Raw genomic sequence first — 18726 nt, forward strand, 5'->3', positions numbered from 1 at the left:
TCAGTTGCTCTGCAACTGCTTCTGCATCTTCTGGATCTGATCCCAATTCGCCAGACATTGCTGCTCCAGCAGTGCGCCGAAGTCATTGTCGCGCAGATCGCGCTTGCGCAGACTGTAGATATGCGCGGTCAGCTGCGGAATGGCTTTGCTGTACTGCTCGGGCCAGGCGGGATCACTGTCCAGAATCGTCTGGGCAACATCAGCCTGTTTCACACGGTCCAGCCGCGCCTGCTGCACGGCCGCCATGACCTGCCCTTGATACCTGCAGCTTTCTTCTTTTTTTTCAGCAGCATAGGCTGGCGCGGCCAGCAAAGCTGCGACAAGGGCAAGACGGATCATACACTTGGCTCCCGGAATCAGTTGGTGATCCCCGAGATTACCCCCGTGCCGCAACAGCTTCCATCGCTGTTTTCAGATCATCCACAAGTGTCTCCGCCATGGAGCGGAACACCATGATCTGCAGGCTCTTTGGCCCGAGCCGGGTGACCGAGGCCGCCATGTGCTTCAGCTCACATCGGATGGTATGGCCGCGTTTGAACACGGCGGGCCGCAAATCCACCGGGCAGAGCCGTGCCAGCACCGCGTCACCCTGCGCACCTTCCAGTAGCACCACGGCCCAGCCATCGCTCTGATCGGTCAGCGCGGCATGATCTGCCAGCGCAGGATCCGGCCGCACGCCGGACAGCAGCGCCAGCTCACGGCCAAACCAGATAATCCGCGCCCCGGCCTTGCTGTTGCTTCGGTTCGGCATCGGCCAGCGCAGCCCATGCGCGGCCGACAGCACTTCGGAGAGCGCGGCGTCTTGACCGGCATAGGGCGCGAGGGTGGTCATCTCCTCCAGCGTCGCCTCCCTCAGCGACAGATCCCCCACCTGCACAGGCAGCAGCCCCGCACAAGGCGATTTTGCAATCAGCTTAACCACGCGCACGCTCCCCCTCTGGATCAAAGAGCACCGGCTCGACAATCTCGCAGAGCACGTCCAGCCCTGCCGTGTGATCCACCATGCGGATCGGATCGCCAATCCGGTCTGGACCGGCCTTTATCAGCGCCAGACCAATCATATGCCCCAAGGTCGGCGAATAGCAGACCGAGGTGACATAACCCTGATCATGTGGCCGGTCGACCGGATCCTCCGGGTCAAACAGATGCGCCCCGGCGGTCAGCTGCTGCACCGCGCCGGTCGGTCTGATCCCGACCAGCCGCATCCGCGCCTTGTCGACCAACCCCTCGCGCAGGGCCATCGCGCGACCGACACAGAGTTTGCCGGAGCGGAGCATCCCACCGAACCCCAGATCATGCAGCGTCGCGGTGCCGTTGATCTCGGCATGGGTCAGAAACCCTTTTTCAATGCGCAGCACATTCAATGCCTCCAGCCCATAGGCCCCACCGCCAAGCGCCTCGGCCCGGCGCAGCAATTCGCCAAACAGGCTCTCGCCATAGCGCGCAGGAACCGCCAGCTCATAGGCCTCCTCGCCCGAGAAAGAGATGCGGAACAGCCGGGCCGTGACCTCTCCCAGCGCAACTGCGCCACAGGCCATGAACGGCCAGTCCTCGCTAACAAATGCCGCGCCGAGGAGATCCTGCAACAGCCTCCGCGCCTTCGGGCCTGCGATGGAAAACTGCGCCCACTGCTCGGTCACAGAATGGATCCGCACGTCCCACTCCGGGTGCAGCGCCTGGCTCACGAATTCCAGATGCGCCATCACCTGCCCGGCCGCTGCGGTCGTGGTGGTCATCACATAGTGGTCTGGCGCCAGACAGGCGGTGGTGCCGTCATCCATGACAAACCCGTCTTCGCGCAGCATCAGCCCATAGCGCACCCGACCGGGTTGCAGCGTGGCAAACCCATTGGCATAGACATAGTCCAGCAACCGCGCGGCATCCGGCCCCTGAATGTCGATCTTGCCAAGGGTGGAGACATCCGCCACCCCAACCGCATTGCGCACATACCCGACCTCGCGATCGCAGGATTGCCGCCAGCTAGTTTCACCCTGTTTTGGAAAATAGCTGGCGCGATACCACAGCCCCACCTCCATCATATGCGCGCCCATATCCTCGGCCAGCGCATTGGATGTCAGCATCCGACGCGGCGCAAAGCCGTGATCCTGCGCGCCTGCCCCCATCACCCCGATCGGCACCGGCACATATGGCGGGCGAAAGGTGGTGGTGCCGGTCTCGGGAATGCTGCGGCCCGTGGCCTCGGCCAGCACCGCCAGAGCCACCACATTGGAGCTCTTGCCCTGATCGGTGGCCATGCCTTGCGTGGTGTACCGCTTCATATGCTCGACCGAGCGGAAATTCTCGCGCCCCGCCTGACAGATGTCCTTGACCGTCACATCGTTCTGGAAATCCACCCAGGCCCGCCCGCGCCCCGGCACCGACCAAAGCGGCGTCACCCGGCAGGGCGCATCCTCGGCCTCCGGCAGCTCCACGGGCACAGCGCGCCTGCCCAGCGCCTCCAGCGCGCGTGCGCCCGCTTCCGCCCCATCCCGCAAGGCCGCCGCAGTGGAGAAAGCTCCGCCACAGGCCCCGGCAACCGCCAGCCCCGGCACCGCGCCCTCCTGCGGCACAAAACAGGCCAGATCGCGCCGCCAGCGCGGCCGCCCGTTCAGGTGACAGGTCAGATGCAGCGTCGGATTCCAGCCACCGGACATGGCCAGACAGTCGGTCTGCAGCTTTTCCTCCCCCGCAACAGAGCGCAGCGTCAGGCTTTCCAGTCGCTGACGGCCTGAGGCATTGCAGACCTGAGCGCCCCGGATCACCCGGAACTCATCGCTCTGTGGTGCGTCATGGCGGCTGTCGATGACCGCCGCGACATGAACACCCGCCGCCGCCAGATCCCGTGCCGTCCGATGAGCATCGTCATTGTTGGCAAACACCGTCACCCGCTCTCCGGGCGCCACCCCCCACCGATTGAGGTAGCTTCGCACCGCACCTGCCATCATGATGCCGGGTCGGTCGTTATTGGCAAAGGCCACCGGCCGCTCCAGCGCGCCGGATGCCAGGATCGCGCGTTTTGCCACCAGCCGCCAGAAACAGCTGCGCGCAGCCTTGCCGGACCCGGCAGCTGTGGTTTCAAGCGCACCATAGGTGCCCTGATCATAGACCCCGGTCACCGTGGTCGAGGCCATGCGCCGCACATTGTCCAGACTGTCCAGCTCCGCAACCACAGCCGCCACCCAGTCCCGTGTCGGCTGCCCTGCGATGGTCTCGCGCTCGCTCAGCAGGCGACCACCGGGCGCGCTATCTTCGTCACAAAGGATCACATCCGCACCACCCCGCGCCGCCGTCAGCGCCGCCATCAGACCCGCAGGTCCCGCGCCGATGACCAGAAGATCACAGAACCCAAATGCCTTTTCGTAGGTCCCGTCATCCGGCGCCCCGGACAACGCCCCCAGCCCTGCTGCACGACGAATGACCGGCTCGTAGATCTTCTCCCAGAAGACCGCAGGCCACATGAAGGTCTTGTAGTAGAACCCCGCCCCCAGAAACGGGGCCGCCAGATCATTGACGGCCATCACATCAAAGCCCACCGAGGGCCAGCAGTTCTGGCTCCGCGCCGCCAACCCCTGGTAAACCGGCAGGGTGGTGGCGCGCAGATTGGGTTCCTGCGCCGCCCCCTCGCCCCGGGTAACCAGCGCATTGGGCTCCTCGCTGCCCGCGGTCAGAATGCCGCGTGGCCGATGATATTTGAACGAGCGCCCGACAAGGTGAATGTCATTGGCCAACAGCGCCGCCGCCAGCGGCTCACCTTCATGCCCCCGCAACACACGCCCATTGAAACTGAAATCGACCTCGCGCGGCTCTGCCATGCCGCCCCAACCTGCAACCCGCATCAGCCCGCCTCCCCGGTTGCCGCAGGCGCGGCGGCGAGCATCTCGTGATTTGAGGTGTCGCGCCGCACCCTGATCCAGCTGCCACAGCCGTGCTGATGATACCACCATTCCTCCAGCGGGCCTGCCGGGTTGAGCCGCAGATGGACATGAGCATGCCAGACCTCGAGGGGCGCGCCCTCCTCCGGCGCCTCCAGCACCGCCCCGCGATAATAGAACTCGCGACGATCACGCTCACCGCAGAGCGGACAGGTAATCCTCATGACGGGCGCCCTTTCACCTTTCCAGAAATACTCAAATACGCCGTCACGCCAGCCACGACGCCGGCGCGGACCACGCGACGGTCAATGCAGGTTATGCTGCGCACCGGTCGCCTCCTCATCCATCAGGCCTCGACCGGTCTCAAACCGGTCCAGCCGGAACGCTGCCGCCGCCTGATGCGGGCGATCCGTGGCGATCAGATGCGCATAACACTGCCCCGAGGCAGGGGTTGCCTTGAAGCCGCCATAACACCAGCCCGCATTGAGATAGAGACCCTCAATCGGCGTGCGATCAATGATCGGCGATCCGTCCGGCGTCATATCCATGATGCCGCCCCAGCTGCGCAGCAGCCGCGCCTTGCCGATGGCCGGCAGCATCGCCATGCAGGCCTCCATCGTGTGTTCCACCATCGGCAGATTGCCCCGCGCCGCATAAGAGGCATAGAGGTCGAGATAGCTGCCAAACACCAGCCCCCCCTTGTCGGACTGGCTGATATAGAGATGCCCCTCCGCAAAGGTGATGACGTGGTCGATAATCGGCTTCAGCCCTTCGGAGACAAAGGCCTGGAGCACATGGCTCTCGATCGGCAGGGTCAGCCCCGCCATGGCCGCCACCTGGCTGGAGCGCCCGGCGGCGGCCATCGCAACCTTGCCCGCGCGGATCAGACCACGGGGGGTTTCCACCCCGATGACCTTGCCGCCCTCGGTCCGAATGCCGGTGACCTCGCAATTCTGCAGGATATCGACACCGCGCTGATCCGCCCCCCGCGCAAAGCCCCAGGCGACCGCATCATGGCGCGCCGTGCCCGCCCGCCGCTGCAACAGCGCCCCCTGGATGGGAAACCGGTTATTGTCATAGTTCAGCAGCGGCACCATTTGGCGCAGCTGGTCACGGGACAGGATCTCGGCATCATCGCCCTGATTGATGATCGCATTCGCCCGCCGCACCGCGCTGTCGCCCTGCGCGTCATTGTGGAACACGTTCAGGATCCCCCGCTGCGACATCATCGCATTGTAGTTCAGATCCTGCTCCAGCCCCTCCCAGAGCTTCAACGAATGGGAATAGAACTCCGAATTGCCGGGCAGATAGTAATTCGCCCGCACGATGGTGGTGTTCCGTCCGACATTGCCACCGCCGATATAACCGCGCTCCAGCACGGCGATATTGCGCATCCCATGGTCCTTGGCCAGGTAATAGGCCGTGGCCAGCCCGTGACCACCGCCGCCGATGATCACCGCATCATATTCGGGTTTGGGATCCGGGTCGCGCCAATGGGCCTGCCAGCCCCGGTTGCCTGTCAGCCCTTCGCGCAGCACACGCCAGCCAGAAAATCGCATCCCCGCTCCCCCCTTTGTATCCCGGTTGATCCCCCGGTCGTCCGCAGGCCAGGCCACCTGCACCCGCGGTGATCTCATGCCAGCCGCCGCGCCCTCATGGGCGACAGTCTGGCGCGTTCCGCATCCCGATACCAGCCCTGATGCACCGATTGGCCCGCGCCCTGTTCCCGGTTCCAGCCCTGGCCGGGACACCCGTGCCGACCGGTGCTGCACCTGCCCTGATCCGCCCTTGCAAACGACACCGCCCGCTATCAGCAGCACATTCAATACACATGTGTCCAGAGCAAAGAAGCCAGCGTTGCCGGATCGCGCCTCGGGCCTGGCCAGCGGGCCGCCTTGATCGCAGCGCTACTGCTTTATCGGGGTTTCCTAAGGGCATCGGCGGCATTCCAACGCGTCGCAGCGGACATCCAAAACGCAAGAAACCCCGCCAAGTTGGCGAGGTTTCCTGTAGGTCGGGTGCAAAACCGCGTCAGCGCCCGGTGTGTTTGCGGGGACCCGATCCGGTTCGGGTCCTTCGCGTGACGATCAAAGCCCCTTGGCGCGGTAGCTCTTGGCGACCTTGTCGATGGACACCAGATAAGCGGCGGTGCGCAGATCGGTGACATCGTCGCGGCCATGCCAGACCTCGCGCATGGACTGATAAGCCGTGCGCATAGTGTCATCGAGCCCCGACCGCACCAGCTCCAGCTCATCGGCGCCCCGCAGGTAGCGTTCCTTGAACTTCGGATCCAGCGTCCAGGTCTTGCCCAGGCTTTCCGACAGCGCTTCCAGCTCATCCACGACCAGCTGATGGCGTGCCTCTTCCTGGCGGCGCTGCATCCGGCCAAAACGGATATGGCTGAGGTTCTTCACCCACTCGAAGTAGGAAACCGTCACACCACCCGCGTTGGCATACATGTCGGGAATGATCACCACGCCCTTCTTGCGCAGGATCTCGTCAGCGCCCGCAGTGATTGGACCGTTGGCCGCCTCGATGATCAGGTTCGCTTTCACGTTTGCCGCGTTGGAGAGGTTGATCACCCCTTCCAGCGCCGCCGGAATCAGGATGTCACAGGCCTCCTCCAGCAGAACCGCGCCGTTTTCGACGTAGCGGGCATCCGGGTAACCGGTGACGCCGCCATGGTTGGCAATCCAATGGGACACCGCTTCGATGTCCAGACCGTTTTCATCGACCAGACCGCCATCGCGTTCGATCACTGCGGTGATTTTGGCACCGTCTTCGGACATCAGGAACTTTGCCGCGTGGTAGCCCACGTTGCCCAGACCCTGAACAATGACCCGCTTGCCGTCCAGCTTCCCTTCGAGACCGGCCGCAGCCACGTCCTCGGGGTTGCGGAAAAACTCGCGCAGAGCGTATTGCACGCCACGGCCGGTGGCCTCCACACGGCCGGCAATCCCGCCAGCATTCAGCGGCTTGCCGGTAACACAGGCCTTGGCGTTGATGTCGGTGGTGTTCATCCGCGCATATTGGTCGGCGATCCAGGCCATCTCGCGTTCGCCGGTGCCCATATCAGGGGCCGGAACGTTCTGCGACGGGTTGATCAGGTCGCGCTTGGCCAGCTCATAGGCAAAACGGCGGGTGATGAGTTCAAGCTCATGTTCTTCATACTGGCGCGGATCAATGCAAAGCCCGCCCTTCGAGCCGCCAAACGGCGCTTCGACCAGCGCACATTTATAGGTCATCAGCGCCGCCAGCGCCTCAACCTCATCCTGGTTCACTCCCATCGAATAGCGGATACCGCCTTTGACGGGTTCCATATGTTCGGAATGAACCGAGCGATAGCCGGTGAAGGTCTGGATGCCTCCACGCAGGCGAACGCCAAAACGCACCGTATAGGTCGCGTTGCAAACCCTGATTTTCTCTTCCAGGCCTGGTGGCAGGTCCATCAGGGCAACTGCCCTGTTGAACATCAGGTCCACACTCTGGCGAAAACTGGGTTCTGTTGCACTGCTCATCAGGCTGTACTCCGTGCTTCTGCGTCGACTCAGTGAGATAGTGTTCGGACACTATGACTCTTGGATTAAGAAGGTGCGACCTTTTTGACCATTCCCATGCAAAAAGATTTATTTTTAGGCAATTTGAAAACAGTGGGCATTTGACTGAGTCGCCTCTTGCTCGCAGCCACCGTTGATTTGTTCGCAGCCCCCGAACAACCGGCGCCCCGAGACCTCATTGAGCCTGGAATTGACGACAATTCGCGCGATTTGGTCCGGTATACGCCCCAATTCCGCCACCTTCATAAAGCATTAATAAGTGTGAAATTCCATTTCTGATGGCGCTGTGCCGGGGGGTTAAGCGGCTGGGGGTTCGACTTATGACTACGCGTTTTGACAAGATATCCATCGCGGCCCGCAAGGCCTGCCTGACCGCCTGTGTCCGTGGCGATGCGCGGCTGCGGGCGTTCCGCGCGGATGAATCGGGCGTGCTGCTGAAACCCATGGTGGGATTTCTGCTGTCGATGCTGGCCGTCGGCGGGATCGGCGTCGATCTGATGCGCATGGAGCGCGACCGGACCATCCTGCAATATACGCTCGACCGTGCGGTTCTGGCAGCAGCTGACCTCGATCAGCCACTGCCGCCTGCAGTGGTTGTTCAGGATTATCTCAACAAGGCCGGGCTGAACAAATATTACACCCCACCGGTGGCCGAAACCGGGATCGGTTTCAAAAAGGTGCAGAGCACCATCGACACCACATTTGAAACCCATATGCTGAAATTCTCCAGCGGTCAGGACATGCCTCTCTACGCGACCTCGCGCGCAGAAGAGAGCATTGACGGGCTGGAGATTTCACTGGTGCTGGATGTCTCCGGCTCGATGAACTCCAACAGCCGCCTGACCAACCTCAAGGTTGCAGCCAAAGACTTCATCGACACGATGGTCGCCAATACCATCGACAACAAGATGTCGATCTCGATCATCCCCTACGCCACTCAGGTCAGCCTCCCGGCGGATTTGATGGACCAATACACAACGACCGATGAACACGAATACTCCAACTGTGTGAATTTCACCGGCGCCCATTTCCAGAGCACCGCCCTGTCGACCGGGATCGAGCTGCAGCGCACAATGCACTTCAGCCCATGGTCCAGCGGTGATTACCGTCGCAGCTCGGACCTCGTCGCAAGCCCCGTCTGCGAAGATCGCGCAGACCGCGAGACGCTGCCGCTCCAGAAAGATGCAAACACACTGAAAACCTTCATCGACAACCTCTACGCAAGAGGCAATACGTCGATTGACGTCGGTATGAAATGGGGGACCGCCCTGCTCGATCCCTCCGCCCGCCCGGCCATCAGCGCGCTGGCCTCGGGGGGCGCTTCTATGGTTCCGGCAACCTTTGCCAACCGGCCTGCGAATTTCAACGACAGTGAAACCGTCAAGGTCATCGTCCTGATGACCGACGGTCAGAACACTGCGCAGTATTATGTGGAGCAGGATCACCGCGAGGGGCCATCCGACGTCTGGTACAATTCGGCGGCGACCGGATCCAATCCGCGCTATTCGCTCTATGACCCGCAGCGCGACAAATACTGGTGGGATCGCCTCAACCGCTGGGAAGACCACGCCTATGGTCAGGGCAGCTACCGCAAATGCGACAGCTATAGCTGCTGGTGGCAGGACGAACAGGGCGAGCCTGCCAATGTGCAACGGCTGAGCTACGCGGATCTCTTTGCCGACACGTCGCTGAAGTATCTCTATTCCAACCTCTATGGCGACTGGATGGGGCAGTCCTCGGCGCGCAGCGTCTGGTACTACGGTGTCTATGACTACTGGAACACCAGCGTCAAAAACGCCCGCACCAGCGCCATCTGCACCGCTGCCAAGAATCAGGGCATCGTGGTCTATACCATCGGCTTTGAAGCGCCCAGCGGCGGCACTGCGGTGCTGAAGGACTGTGCCAGCTCGGATGCCCATCACTTTGACGTCAACGGGCTGGAGATCAACGACGCTTTTGCCTCGATCGCCACGTCGATCCGCCAGCTGAGGCTGACCCAATGACCTGTCACCTCCCGCATAAGGGCCTCCATCGGCTGCGCCGGGCGCTGCGCCTGTTTCGCGATCGCGAAGACGGCAATGCCACGGTTGAATTTGCCATCGTGATCCCGGCCTTTCTGTTCCTGCTGATGAATACGGTGGAACTGGGCATGATCACCATCCAGCAGTCGATGCTGGAGCGGGCGCTGGATCAGACCGTCCGCGGTCTGCGCCTGTCGACCGGCGTGCCCAAACAGCACAATGAAATCCGCGATGAAGTCTGTAGCCGGTCCGGGTTTATCCGCGACTGCGGCACATCGCTCAGGCTGGAAATGGTCCAGGTCGACCCCTACGCCTGGATGCCCGTCGATCCCGAGCCCGATTGCATCAACCGGGTCGAGGACGTGCAGCCGGTCCGAACCTTCGTGACAGGGGCGTCAAACGAGCTGATGTTCATCCGCGCCTGCATGGCGTTCAAACCGGTCTTTCCCCACTGGGGCCTTGCCGATGACATGGACAATGACGCCGACGGCCGGATCCGCCTCTATGCGACCTCCGCCTTTGTTCAGGAGCCTCGGTAAGCCATGTTGACCAATATCCGCGCCCTGTTTCGCCGCTACAAGCGAGAGACCGACGGTTCCGTCTCGGTGGAATTCGCCTTTTACATGCCGCTGCTGCTCGGTGTCTTTGCGGCGATCTACACCTATTTCGATGCTTTCCGGCAGGAAGGTGTGAACCTCAAGGCCGCCTATACGATCTCGGACCTCATCTCGCGGGAGACCTCCACGCTCAACGAGGACTATATCGACAGTATGCACGAGCTGGCCAAGCTGCTGATCCGCGTGGATTCGTCGATCTCCCTGCGGATTTCGGTGATCCGCTGGGACGAGACGGACAACCGCTACTACGTTGACTGGTCCAAGGTGCGCGGCGGACAGTTCGCCGAATGGCAGGACGCCACGATCCAGCAGGTAAAAGCCAACCTGCCAAACATGCCCGATCAGGAGCGGGTCATTCTGGTGGAAACCCGCAACGACATCGATCCTGCGTTCAACATCGGCCTGCCAGCCATGGACATCGAGAACTTCGTTTTCACCAGACCCCGCTTTGCACCACAGGTAAAATTCGAAGGTCAGGATGGCAGCGGCGGCGGCCATGACGACAGCACACCGCCAACAGACTGACACCCTACGGACCACCCAAGAGTGGATCGAACAACAAAGGCGCCTCCGGTAACGGTGGCGCCTTACTATGTTCGTCGAACAAATTCGGTCTCAGACCTGTGGTTGTCCCGCCTCACGCCGTGCAATCATGATGGCGAGGATCTCGGCCATGGATTTGCTCTGCGCCCCCGGCGTCACACCCCCAATGCCAATGCGATGTCCCAACCGCCACCAAAGCCCGGGCCGCCAGCTGCGGTCGCCCTTTGAGGCGGTGCGGATCAGAAACCCGTTTGACGGCTTGAACGCAAATACGCCGCGGTCCACCGCGACGACATCTGCGACCTCGGCGATCACTGCCCCGTCAGAGCTACGCAGCACCTGTTCTGTCAGCTCGATCCGCAACGCTGTCGCCTGCCATAGACGCATCGCCAGCCACAGGCAGAAACCGCCGATGGCCAGCAGGAACACCAGCCAATGCGCGGCAGGCGGCGTGGCCAGTGCAACATAGATCACCAGCGCCCCCACCACGACCAGCATCATTGTCGCCAGCAGCCGTCGCGGCGCCGAGGCATTGACGGTTGCCAAAATCTCATCGCTCATCTCGCCCGATCCAGTCATCTCGCCCATCACCTGCTCCCTCAGCCTGTTCGTCGCACCCCGCCTGCATCATGGGGTCGGTCCGGGCGGATGTACCCTGATTGCGTCTGACCGCATAGCCCCCCTGTTGTCGCGGCACCGCTGCACCAGGGGCCGTACCGACTGCGGCTGTGCGCTCCCGCACATCAGCCGTTAACCGGAAGGGCTTTTCGACACACTCGCACAGGCCTATTTATGACGGAGCAATCAGCAACCGGAGACCCGCCATGTCGATCCGCCCTATCCTAGAGACCCGCCCCGCCACTCCGGCGCTGGAGGGCGCAGGCGTCAAACTGCATCGCGCTTTCGGCTTCCACGACCCCAGTGAACTGGACCCGTTCCTGCTGTTTGACGACTTCCGCAATGACCACCCTGCGGATTTCGAAGCGGGGTTTCCCTGGCATCCGCACCGCGGGATCGAGACCATCACCTATGTTCTGGACGGCACCGTTCAGCATGGCGACTCACTCGGCAACAACGGTGTCCTGGGCGCAGGTGACGTGCAGTGGATGACCGCAGGGTCAGGCATCCTGCATCAGGAAATGCCAAAGGGCAACGCAAAGGGTCAGATGCACGGCTTCCAGCTCTGGGGCAATCTTCCCGCCAGCCAGAAGATGACGGCGCCGCGCTATCAGGACATCACCGCCAAGGACATTCCCGAGGTCATCGACGATGACGGCACCCGCGTAAAGGTCATCGTGGGCGAGTTCTGGGGCAAGCGCGGCCCGGTGGACGGAATTGCCGCCGACCCGCAGTATCTGGATGTCTCGGTGCCGCCCGGCGTGAAAAAGACCTTCTCCATCGACACCTATCGACGGGCCTTTGCCTATGTCTTTGCCGGTCAGGGCGCTTTTGTCGATGCCGCCCCGCCACAGGGGGTCCTGCTGGAAAAAGAGGTCGCAGGCGAAGAGCTGCATATCCGCGACATGTCCGGGGATCGCACATTGGTGCGTTTTGGCAGCGGCGAGGAAATTACCGTGCAGGCAGGCCCCGATGGCCTACGCTTCCTGCTGATCTCAGGCGCGCCGATCGAGGAACCCGTGGCCTGGCACGGCCCGATCGTGATGAACACCCAGGAAGAGCTGCGGCAGGCCTTCAGGGATCTGCGCAACGGCAGCTTTATCCGTCCGGCGCATTAGACCTCAAACATCACCGCCCCGGCGGGTGCGGCGCCAACAGCGCCGCACCCGCTGTCGGGCTGTCAGCCGCGCACGGATTTCTGCACCATATCCCAGTAAATCGCCTCGACCTCATCCAGCGACAGACGTCCACCGCTGCGATACCAGGTCATCACACCGTTCAGCATCGCAATCACCGCCAGCGTCGCGATCTTGGTATCGGGGATGTGAAACACCCCCAGCCGCACGCCATCCTTCAGGATGGTCTCCAGCGTATTTTCATATTCGCGGCGCAGGGATTCGATGGCAGCGAAATTGTCCTCTGACAGGTTTCTCAGCTCCATATAGGCGATGAACACCGCATCGGGCCGTTCCAGGTGAAAGCGAATGTGAAACCGGGTAAAGGCCTCAAGCCGCGCCACCACATGGTCCTCGGCACTGCCGGTTGTAACCGCCTGATCGGGGCTGCGCTGATCCTGCCAGGCCTGCAACAGCTCGGTCATGTGACCTTCCATCAGGCTGAACAGCAGGCTCTGCTTGTCTGGTGTATAGTTATAGAGCGCCCCCGCCTGCACCCCGACTTCTGATGCGATCTGGCGCATTGAAACAGCCGCATACCCATGCTGGGCAAACAGCTGCAGGGCGGCGGCACGGATGCGTGGGCCTGTGATATCGGAATGTGAACCTTGGGTACGTGCCATGCCTCAACAATATCTGAACAGATGTTCAGATAAAAGCCCCGCTTGTGCCTTTTCACCAATATGTGCATCAAGGGAACAGCGAACAAGGATGGTTTTGATGCAGTTGACCGCAGAGCCCGAGAACCGGCCGCAGATGCCCGCAACTGATAACGAGCGGGCGGCATGGATCAGCCACGGGACCACCATGCGCCTGACCTTGCTGACCGCGGCCGTGCTGCTCTGCGGCTGCGCGCGGGTGCCGGAGCTGGAAGACCGGCTGACCCCAGACCTGCGCGGTGCCGATTATCCGGCCCTTGTTCCGCTGGAGCAGGCCTTGACCCCCGAGACGCCCCCCGCCGAGGAGAGCAAAGCGCTCGAGCAGACGCTGGAGGCGCGCGCTGCCCGCCTTCAGGCCCGCGCCGATGCGCTGCGCGCAGCCCAGCCCTAAGCGACACCTGCCTTGGGCGCCGGTCGAGATCCCCCTGCGCGTGGATCCTGCGCGCTGGTCCCAGCCCCTGCTGTTCCGTCTCATGCGGCTGCATTGCTGCCGCCAAAACCCGCTCTTCGGAATTGTCCGCCCGGAGCCGCCGCTGCCGTTGCACCGCTGCGCCGAACCCGCTAAGGCGGGGAGACGTCTTTCGGAATTAAAGGATCCCCAGCTATGACAGAGCCGCTTCGCCTTGGTATCGCAGGTTTGGGCACGGTTGGCACCGGCGTGGTCAAGATCGTCCGTCGGCAGGCGGCCATGCTGGAGGCCCGCACCGGACGCCGCATCGAGATCACCGCGGTTTCGGCGCGCGACGCAAGCAAGGATCGCGGCGTCCCGCTCGGCGACTACGCCTGGGAAACCGATCCCGTGGCGCTGGCAACCCGCGACGATGTGGATGTCTTTGTCGAGCTGATGGGCGGCCATGAAGGCGCCGCAAAAGCCGCCACCGAGGCCGCGCTGGCGGCGGGCAAGGATGTGGTCACCGCCAATAAGGCGCTCCTGGCGATCCACGGTCAGGCTTTGGCCGAACAGGCCGAGGCCGCAGGCCGCGTGATCCGTTTCGAGGCCGCTGTGGCCGGCGGCATTCCGGTGATCAAATCCCTGACCGAAGGTCTGGCCGGTAATCAGATCACCCGCGTCATGGGCGTGATGAACGGCACCTGCAACTACATCCTGACCCAGATGGAAGCCACCGGTCAGGGCTACAATGCCCTGTTCGAGGAATGCGGCCGCCTGGGCTACCTTGAGGCCGATCCGAACCTTGATGTGGGCGGCATTGATGCCGGGCACAAGCTTGCGATCCTTTCGGCCATCGCCTTTGGCACCAAGCCCGCCTTCGACGACGTGCAGCTGGAAGGCATCCAGCGCATCAGCCTGGATGATATCCGCCACGCCGCCGACATGGGCTACCGCATCAAGCTTCTCGGCGTTGCACAGCGCACCGGGCGTGGATTGGAACAGCGCATGACCCCCTGTCTGGTGCCGGCGGATTCACCGCTTGGCCAGCTGGAAGGCGGCACCAATATGGTCGTGATCGAAGGTGACGCAGTTGAACAGATCGTTCTGCGCGGCCCCGGCGCCGGCGAGGGCCCAACCGCCAGCGCGGTCCTGGGCGATATCTGCGATCTGGCCCGTGGCACTCGTCTGGCCACCTTTGGTCAGCCTGCCACCTCGCTGGAGGATGCCCCCGCCGCCCGCACCAGCCTGGCCGCACCGCATTACCTGCGCCTGGCGCTGCTGGACAAACCCGGCGCGCTGGCCAAGGTGGCGGCGGCCCTCGGCAATGCCGGCATCTCGATCGACCGGATGCGCCAATACGGCCATACCGAACCGACCGCTCCTGTGCTGATCGTCACCCACAAATGCACCTCCAGCAACCTGCAGACCGCGCTGGAAGACCTCGCCAAGACCGATGTGGTGGCAAGCGAACCCGTTGCCCTGCGGATTGAAGAGGTCTGACAGGCCCAAACGCAGAAAAACACCGGCAGCGGCGCCGATTGCAGCGCGCCGTTACCGCCAACTGCCCTTGCCCGCGCTGCCAGATGCAGGGTATGCGACGGCACCGACCCGGGATTGAGATAGGACATTGGCTATGACTTCTGACACCAACGACGCCGCATTCAACGACCGCCTGCTGTCGCTCGGCCTGGCCCGTGTGGCCGAACAGGCCGCTCTGGCCTCGGCACCGCTGATCGGCCGCGGCGATGAGAAAGCCGCCGATCAGGCCGCCGTCAACGCCATGCGCGAGCAGCTGAACCTGCTGGACATCGCAGGTGTCGTGGTCATCGGCGAAGGCGAGCGTGACGAGGCGCCGATGCTTTATATCGGCGAGGAAGTCGGCACCGGCAATGGCCCCGGCGTCGATATCGCTCTGGACCCGCTGGAAGGCACCACGCTGACCGCCAAGGACATGCCCAATGCGCTGACCGTCATTGCCATGGGACCGCGCGGCTCCATGCTACACGCACCGGACACCTATATGGACAAGCTGGCTGTCGGCCCGGGCCTGCCCGAGAATGTCGTCTCCCTCGACATGAGCCCGCGTGAACGGGTCGAAGCCCTCGCCAAGGCCAAGAACTGCGCGCCCGGTGACATCACCGTCTGCATTCTGGAACGGCCGCGTCATGAGGCCATGATCGCCGAGGTCCGCGAAACCGGGGCCTCGATCCGCCTGATCACCGATGGCGACGTTGCGGGCGTCATGCATTGCGCCGAAAGCGAGATCACCGGCATCGACATGTATATGGGCCAGGGTGGCGCACCTGAGGGCGTGCTGGCCGCCGCTGCGCTGAAATGTATGGGCGGGCAGATCTTTGGCCGTCTTCTGTTCCGCAACGACGATGAGAAAGCCCGCGCCGCCAAGGCTGGCATCACCGATCTGGACCGGGTCTACAGCCGTGATGAAATGGTGACCAGCGATGTGATCTTTGCCGCGACCGGCGTCACCGGCGGTTCGCTGCTGCCGTCGATCAAGCGCCAGCCGGGCTGGGTTGAGACCACCACCTTGCTGATGCGATCCAAGACAGGCTCGGTCCGCCGGATGAGCTATCGCACTCCGCTGAGCGCGCATCAGTAAGCTCTGACCGTGCGGCTTGCAGCACCGGTCGGGATTTGAGTATTTGAAGAAAGGTGAAAGGCCGGGTCCGCGCAGATCCGGCCTTTGCCTTGGTCAGCCCCGGTATCGGACTAGGGGCGGGCACGCAGGAAAGGGGCGCAGATATGAGCTTTCTGGGAGTTGAGACCTCGCTCACCGGTCGTCGCTGGATCGGTCCCGACGTGGACACCGCCCGCGCCGCCGAGATGATGGAACAGCAGACCACCCTGCCCCCGGCCGTCTGTCAGGTGCTGGCCCGGCGCGGCGTCCCGGCGCATGAGGCCAGCGGCTTTCTGACCCCGCAGCTGAAGGAGCTGCTCCCGGACCCGCGCCGGATGAAGGATATGGAAAAGGCCGCCGCCCGGTTTCTGCAGGCGGTGGAGCGGCGCGAGCGGATTGCGGTCTTTGCCGATTATGATGTGGATGGCGGGTCTTCTGCCGCACTGCTTCTGGTCTGGCTGAACCAGGTCGGCCTGAGCGCCTCGCTCTATGTCCCGGACCGCATCGACGAAGGCTATGGCCCCAATGACGAGGCGATGGCCGCCCTGGCGCGGGATCACGATCTGATCGTCTGCGTCGATTGCGGCACGCTGTCTCATGGCCCGATTGCCGCCGCCAAAGGCGCCGATGTGGTGGTTCTGGACCACCATCTGGGCGGTGAAACCCTTCCCGACTGCGTGGCGGTGGTGAACCCCAACCGTCAGGATGAGGACGGCGATCTGGGCTATTTCTGCGCCGCGGGTGTGGTGTTCCTGATGCTGGTCGAGCTGCGCCGCCAGATGCGCGACAAGGGACTTGGCACCGGGCCGGACCTGATGGCGCTGCTGGATCTGGTGGCGCTGGCCACCGTTGCGGACGTGGCGCCGCTGATCGAAGCCAACCGGGCGCTGGTCCGTCAGGGGCTGAAGGTGATGGCCGCCCGCCAGCGCCCCGGCCTGGTGGCGCTGGCCGATGTCTCGCGGATGGATTCGGCCCCTTCGACCTATCACCTCGGCTTCCTGCTTGGGCCTCGGGTCAATGCAGGTGGCCGCATCGGCAAGGCCGATCTGGGCGCGCGCCTGCTGGCGACCACGAATCCTGCCGAGGCCGAGGCAATCGCGGCCCGGCTGGATGAGCTGAACACCGAGCGTCGTGATATTGAAAACGCCGTTCGCGCCGCGGCGCTGGAACAGGCGGAGGCGCGCGGACTGGATGCACCGCTGGTCTGGGCCGCAGGCGAGGGCTGGCATCCGGGCGTTGTCGGCATTGTCGCCTCGCGCCTGAAGGAAGCCGCAGGTCGCCCCGCCATTGTCATCGGCCTTGACGGCGACGAGGGCAAGGGGTCGGGCCGCTCTGTCAGCGGCATCGACCTTGGCGCCGCGATCCAGCGGGTCGCCGCCGAAGGGCTGCTGATCAAGGGCGGCGGTCACAAGATGGCCGCTGGTCTGACTGTCGCGCGCGACCAGCTGGAGCCCGCGATGGCACGGCTGAGCGAGCTGCTGGCGAAGCAAGGTGCCGGTGATCTGGGGCCCAGCGACCTGAAGCTCGACGGAATGCTGATGCCGGGCGCCGCCACGGTATCGCTGATCGAACAGATTGAACAGGCGGGCCCCTTCGGCGCGGGCGCACCGGCCCCGCGCTACGGGTTCCCCGATCTGCAGGTACGCTTTGCCAAACGGGTTGGTGAAAGCCATCTGAAACTCTCGCTCAGCGACGGGCTGAGCAGCGGGATTGACGCCATCTGCTTTGGTGCCTTTGACACCCCATTGGGACAGCGCCTGCTGGACCACGGCGGCGCGCGGTTCCATTTTGCCGGGCGCCTTGAAATCAACACCTGGGGCGGCCGACAGTCGGTGCAGCTGCGACTGGAGGATGCGGCAGAGGCCTGACCGCGCGCCGCCAGCAGAGCCAGGGAGAGCACAACAATCTCCAGCTTTTGGCGGGGACAAAATAAATCGCGATGCCGGTGTTTTTTGGCTTGCGGCTTCCGGCCTGAGCCACTAAATACCCGCTCACACCAAGTGGCCCGTTCGTCTATCGGTTAGGACGCCAGGTTTTCAACCTGGAAAGAGGGGTTCGATTCCCCTACGGGCTGCCACTTTTCCTCCCCTTGCATATCCTTGCTGATCTTGACGCCCCTGTTGCCTTTTGCGCGTCTGCGTGGCCTGCCTGCGGGTCTCCCGCCGTCATGTTCCCTTGCAACACCGGCAAACGGCCCGTTCGAATAAATCCGAAAAGCTCTGATTATATTCTGAGGTTTTTCAGAAGCTTGCAGAGATTTTTGCGATTTGGAAAAAAACTGGTCTTCTTGTGAAAATCCCTCTTGCACCGGGGCAGCGTACTCAGTAAACACCCCCTCACAGACCAAGTGGCCCGTTCGTCTATCGGTTAGGACGCCAGGTTTTCAACCTGGAAAGAGGGGTTCGATTCCCCTACGGGCTGCCACTGTATCTCCCCAGATTTTGCTTAGAGATGCCTACGCGCTTGAGACCCAACTGGTCCTGTTGGTGGGTTCAAAGGGTATCCGGGTCTCGAATATATCACCCGTTTTCCCCGCAGATGCTGAGCCCCTGCGCAACGGGTGATCTGGCAAATCCATCTGAAAAACTGCCTCCGATGCGCCTCCAGCGACGTCTGCCGACAAGACAGGTCCAACTCG

Annotated in this window: 16 protein-coding genes and 2 tRNA genes; 10 read left to right on the top strand and 8 right to left on the bottom strand. The window is 62.9% G+C overall.

The window, feature by feature from the left end; translation table 11 throughout:
* The 6 genes from VWZ81_RS16155 to VWZ81_RS16180 form a co-directional block, all read right to left on the bottom strand.
* Positions 1-339, bottom strand: a complete 339-nt coding sequence (locus tag VWZ81_RS16155) for a hypothetical protein (protein WP_416543084.1) — start codon at positions 337-339, stop codon at positions 1-3.
* A 37-nt stretch (positions 340-376) separates the two neighbouring features.
* Entirely contained in the window at positions 377-922 is a 546-nt protein-coding gene (locus tag VWZ81_RS16160; protein ID WP_416543085.1) for a sarcosine oxidase subunit gamma, read from the bottom strand.
* On the bottom strand, positions 915-3836 hold the full coding sequence (locus VWZ81_RS16165) for a sarcosine oxidase subunit alpha family protein (RefSeq protein WP_416543086.1): 2922 nt from the start codon (positions 3834-3836) through the stop codon (positions 915-917). Before VWZ81_RS16165 ends, VWZ81_RS16160 begins: the two co-directional genes overlap by 8 nt.
* Complete coding sequence (locus VWZ81_RS16170) at positions 3836-4096, bottom strand: sarcosine oxidase subunit delta (protein ID WP_416534798.1); 261 nt, start codon at positions 4094-4096, stop codon at positions 3836-3838. The genes VWZ81_RS16165 and VWZ81_RS16170 overlap by 1 nt, the downstream gene beginning before the upstream one ends.
* Before the next feature lie 81 nt (positions 4097-4177).
* Complete coding sequence (locus VWZ81_RS16175) at positions 4178-5431, bottom strand: sarcosine oxidase subunit beta family protein (RefSeq protein ID WP_416543087.1); 1254 nt, start codon at positions 5429-5431, stop codon at positions 4178-4180.
* A gap of 528 nt (positions 5432-5959) precedes the next feature.
* Positions 5960-7390, bottom strand: coding sequence for a Glu/Leu/Phe/Val family dehydrogenase (locus VWZ81_RS16180; protein ID WP_340544963.1), 1431 nt, complete (start codon positions 7388-7390; stop codon positions 5960-5962).
* Between the two features lie 359 nt (positions 7391-7749).
* On the opposite strand from VWZ81_RS16180, the gene VWZ81_RS16185 reads away from it, so the two are divergent.
* Genes VWZ81_RS16185 through VWZ81_RS16195 form a run of 3 tightly spaced genes read left to right on the top strand, consistent with a single transcriptional unit; the run spans position 7750 to position 10592 of the window.
* Entirely contained in the window at positions 7750-9432 is a 1683-nt protein-coding gene (locus VWZ81_RS16185; protein WP_340544962.1) for a pilus assembly protein TadG-related protein, read from the top strand.
* Positions 9429-9989, top strand: coding sequence for a TadE/TadG family type IV pilus assembly protein (locus tag VWZ81_RS16190; RefSeq protein ID WP_416540471.1), 561 nt, complete (start codon positions 9429-9431; stop codon positions 9987-9989). Before VWZ81_RS16185 ends, VWZ81_RS16190 begins: the two co-directional genes overlap by 4 nt.
* 3 nt (positions 9990-9992) lie before the next feature.
* Complete coding sequence (locus VWZ81_RS16195) at positions 9993-10592, top strand: TadE/TadG family type IV pilus assembly protein (RefSeq protein WP_340544960.1); 600 nt, start codon at positions 9993-9995, stop codon at positions 10590-10592.
* Between the two features lie 90 nt (positions 10593-10682).
* Here the strand turns inward: VWZ81_RS16195 and VWZ81_RS16200 are convergent, their stop codons facing one another.
* Positions 10683-11198, bottom strand: coding sequence for a hypothetical protein (locus tag VWZ81_RS16200; protein ID WP_416543088.1), 516 nt, complete (start codon positions 11196-11198; stop codon positions 10683-10685).
* 236 nt (positions 11199-11434) lie between these two features.
* On the opposite strand from VWZ81_RS16200, the gene VWZ81_RS16205 reads away from it, so the two are divergent.
* The gene (locus tag VWZ81_RS16205; RefSeq protein ID WP_340544957.1) at positions 11435-12346 is read left to right on the top strand and encodes a pirin family protein; all 912 of its coding nucleotides are present in this window, start codon (positions 11435-11437) and stop codon (positions 12344-12346) included.
* Positions 12347-12408: 62 nt separating this feature from the next.
* Here the strand turns inward: VWZ81_RS16205 and VWZ81_RS16210 are convergent, their stop codons facing one another.
* On the bottom strand, positions 12409-13026 hold the full coding sequence (locus VWZ81_RS16210) for a TetR/AcrR family transcriptional regulator (RefSeq protein ID WP_416543089.1): 618 nt from the start codon (positions 13024-13026) through the stop codon (positions 12409-12411).
* Positions 13027-13123: 97 nt separating this feature from the next.
* Between VWZ81_RS16210 and VWZ81_RS16215 the strand changes: the two genes are divergently transcribed.
* From VWZ81_RS16215 to VWZ81_RS16240, 6 genes are all read left to right on the top strand, one after another.
* Complete coding sequence (locus tag VWZ81_RS16215; RefSeq protein ID WP_340544954.1) at positions 13124-13453, top strand: hypothetical protein; 330 nt, start codon at positions 13124-13126, stop codon at positions 13451-13453.
* A gap of 213 nt (positions 13454-13666) precedes the next feature.
* On the top strand, positions 13667-14953 hold the full coding sequence (locus tag VWZ81_RS16220) for a homoserine dehydrogenase (RefSeq protein ID WP_416543090.1): 1287 nt from the start codon (positions 13667-13669) through the stop codon (positions 14951-14953).
* 133 nt (positions 14954-15086) lie between these two features.
* Entirely contained in the window at positions 15087-16070 is a 984-nt protein-coding gene (gene glpX, locus VWZ81_RS16225) for a class II fructose-bisphosphatase (RefSeq protein WP_340544950.1), read from the top strand.
* Positions 16071-16213: 143 nt separating this feature from the next.
* A complete protein-coding gene (gene recJ, locus VWZ81_RS16230) occupies positions 16214-17956 on the top strand; it encodes a single-stranded-DNA-specific exonuclease RecJ (protein ID WP_416543091.1) in 1743 nt (580 codons plus the stop codon).
* Between the two features lie 134 nt (positions 17957-18090).
* Positions 18091-18165: transfer RNA gene (locus VWZ81_RS16235), tRNA-Glu, on the top strand.
* A 272-nt stretch (positions 18166-18437) separates the two neighbouring features.
* Positions 18438-18512 (top strand) — tRNA-Glu (locus VWZ81_RS16240).
* The last annotated feature ends 214 nt before the right edge of the window (positions 18513-18726 follow it).

This window comes from Phaeobacter sp. JH20_34 (assembly GCF_048056095.1).
Lineage (GTDB): Bacteria > Pseudomonadota > Alphaproteobacteria > Rhodobacterales > Rhodobacteraceae > Phaeobacter > Phaeobacter bryozoorum.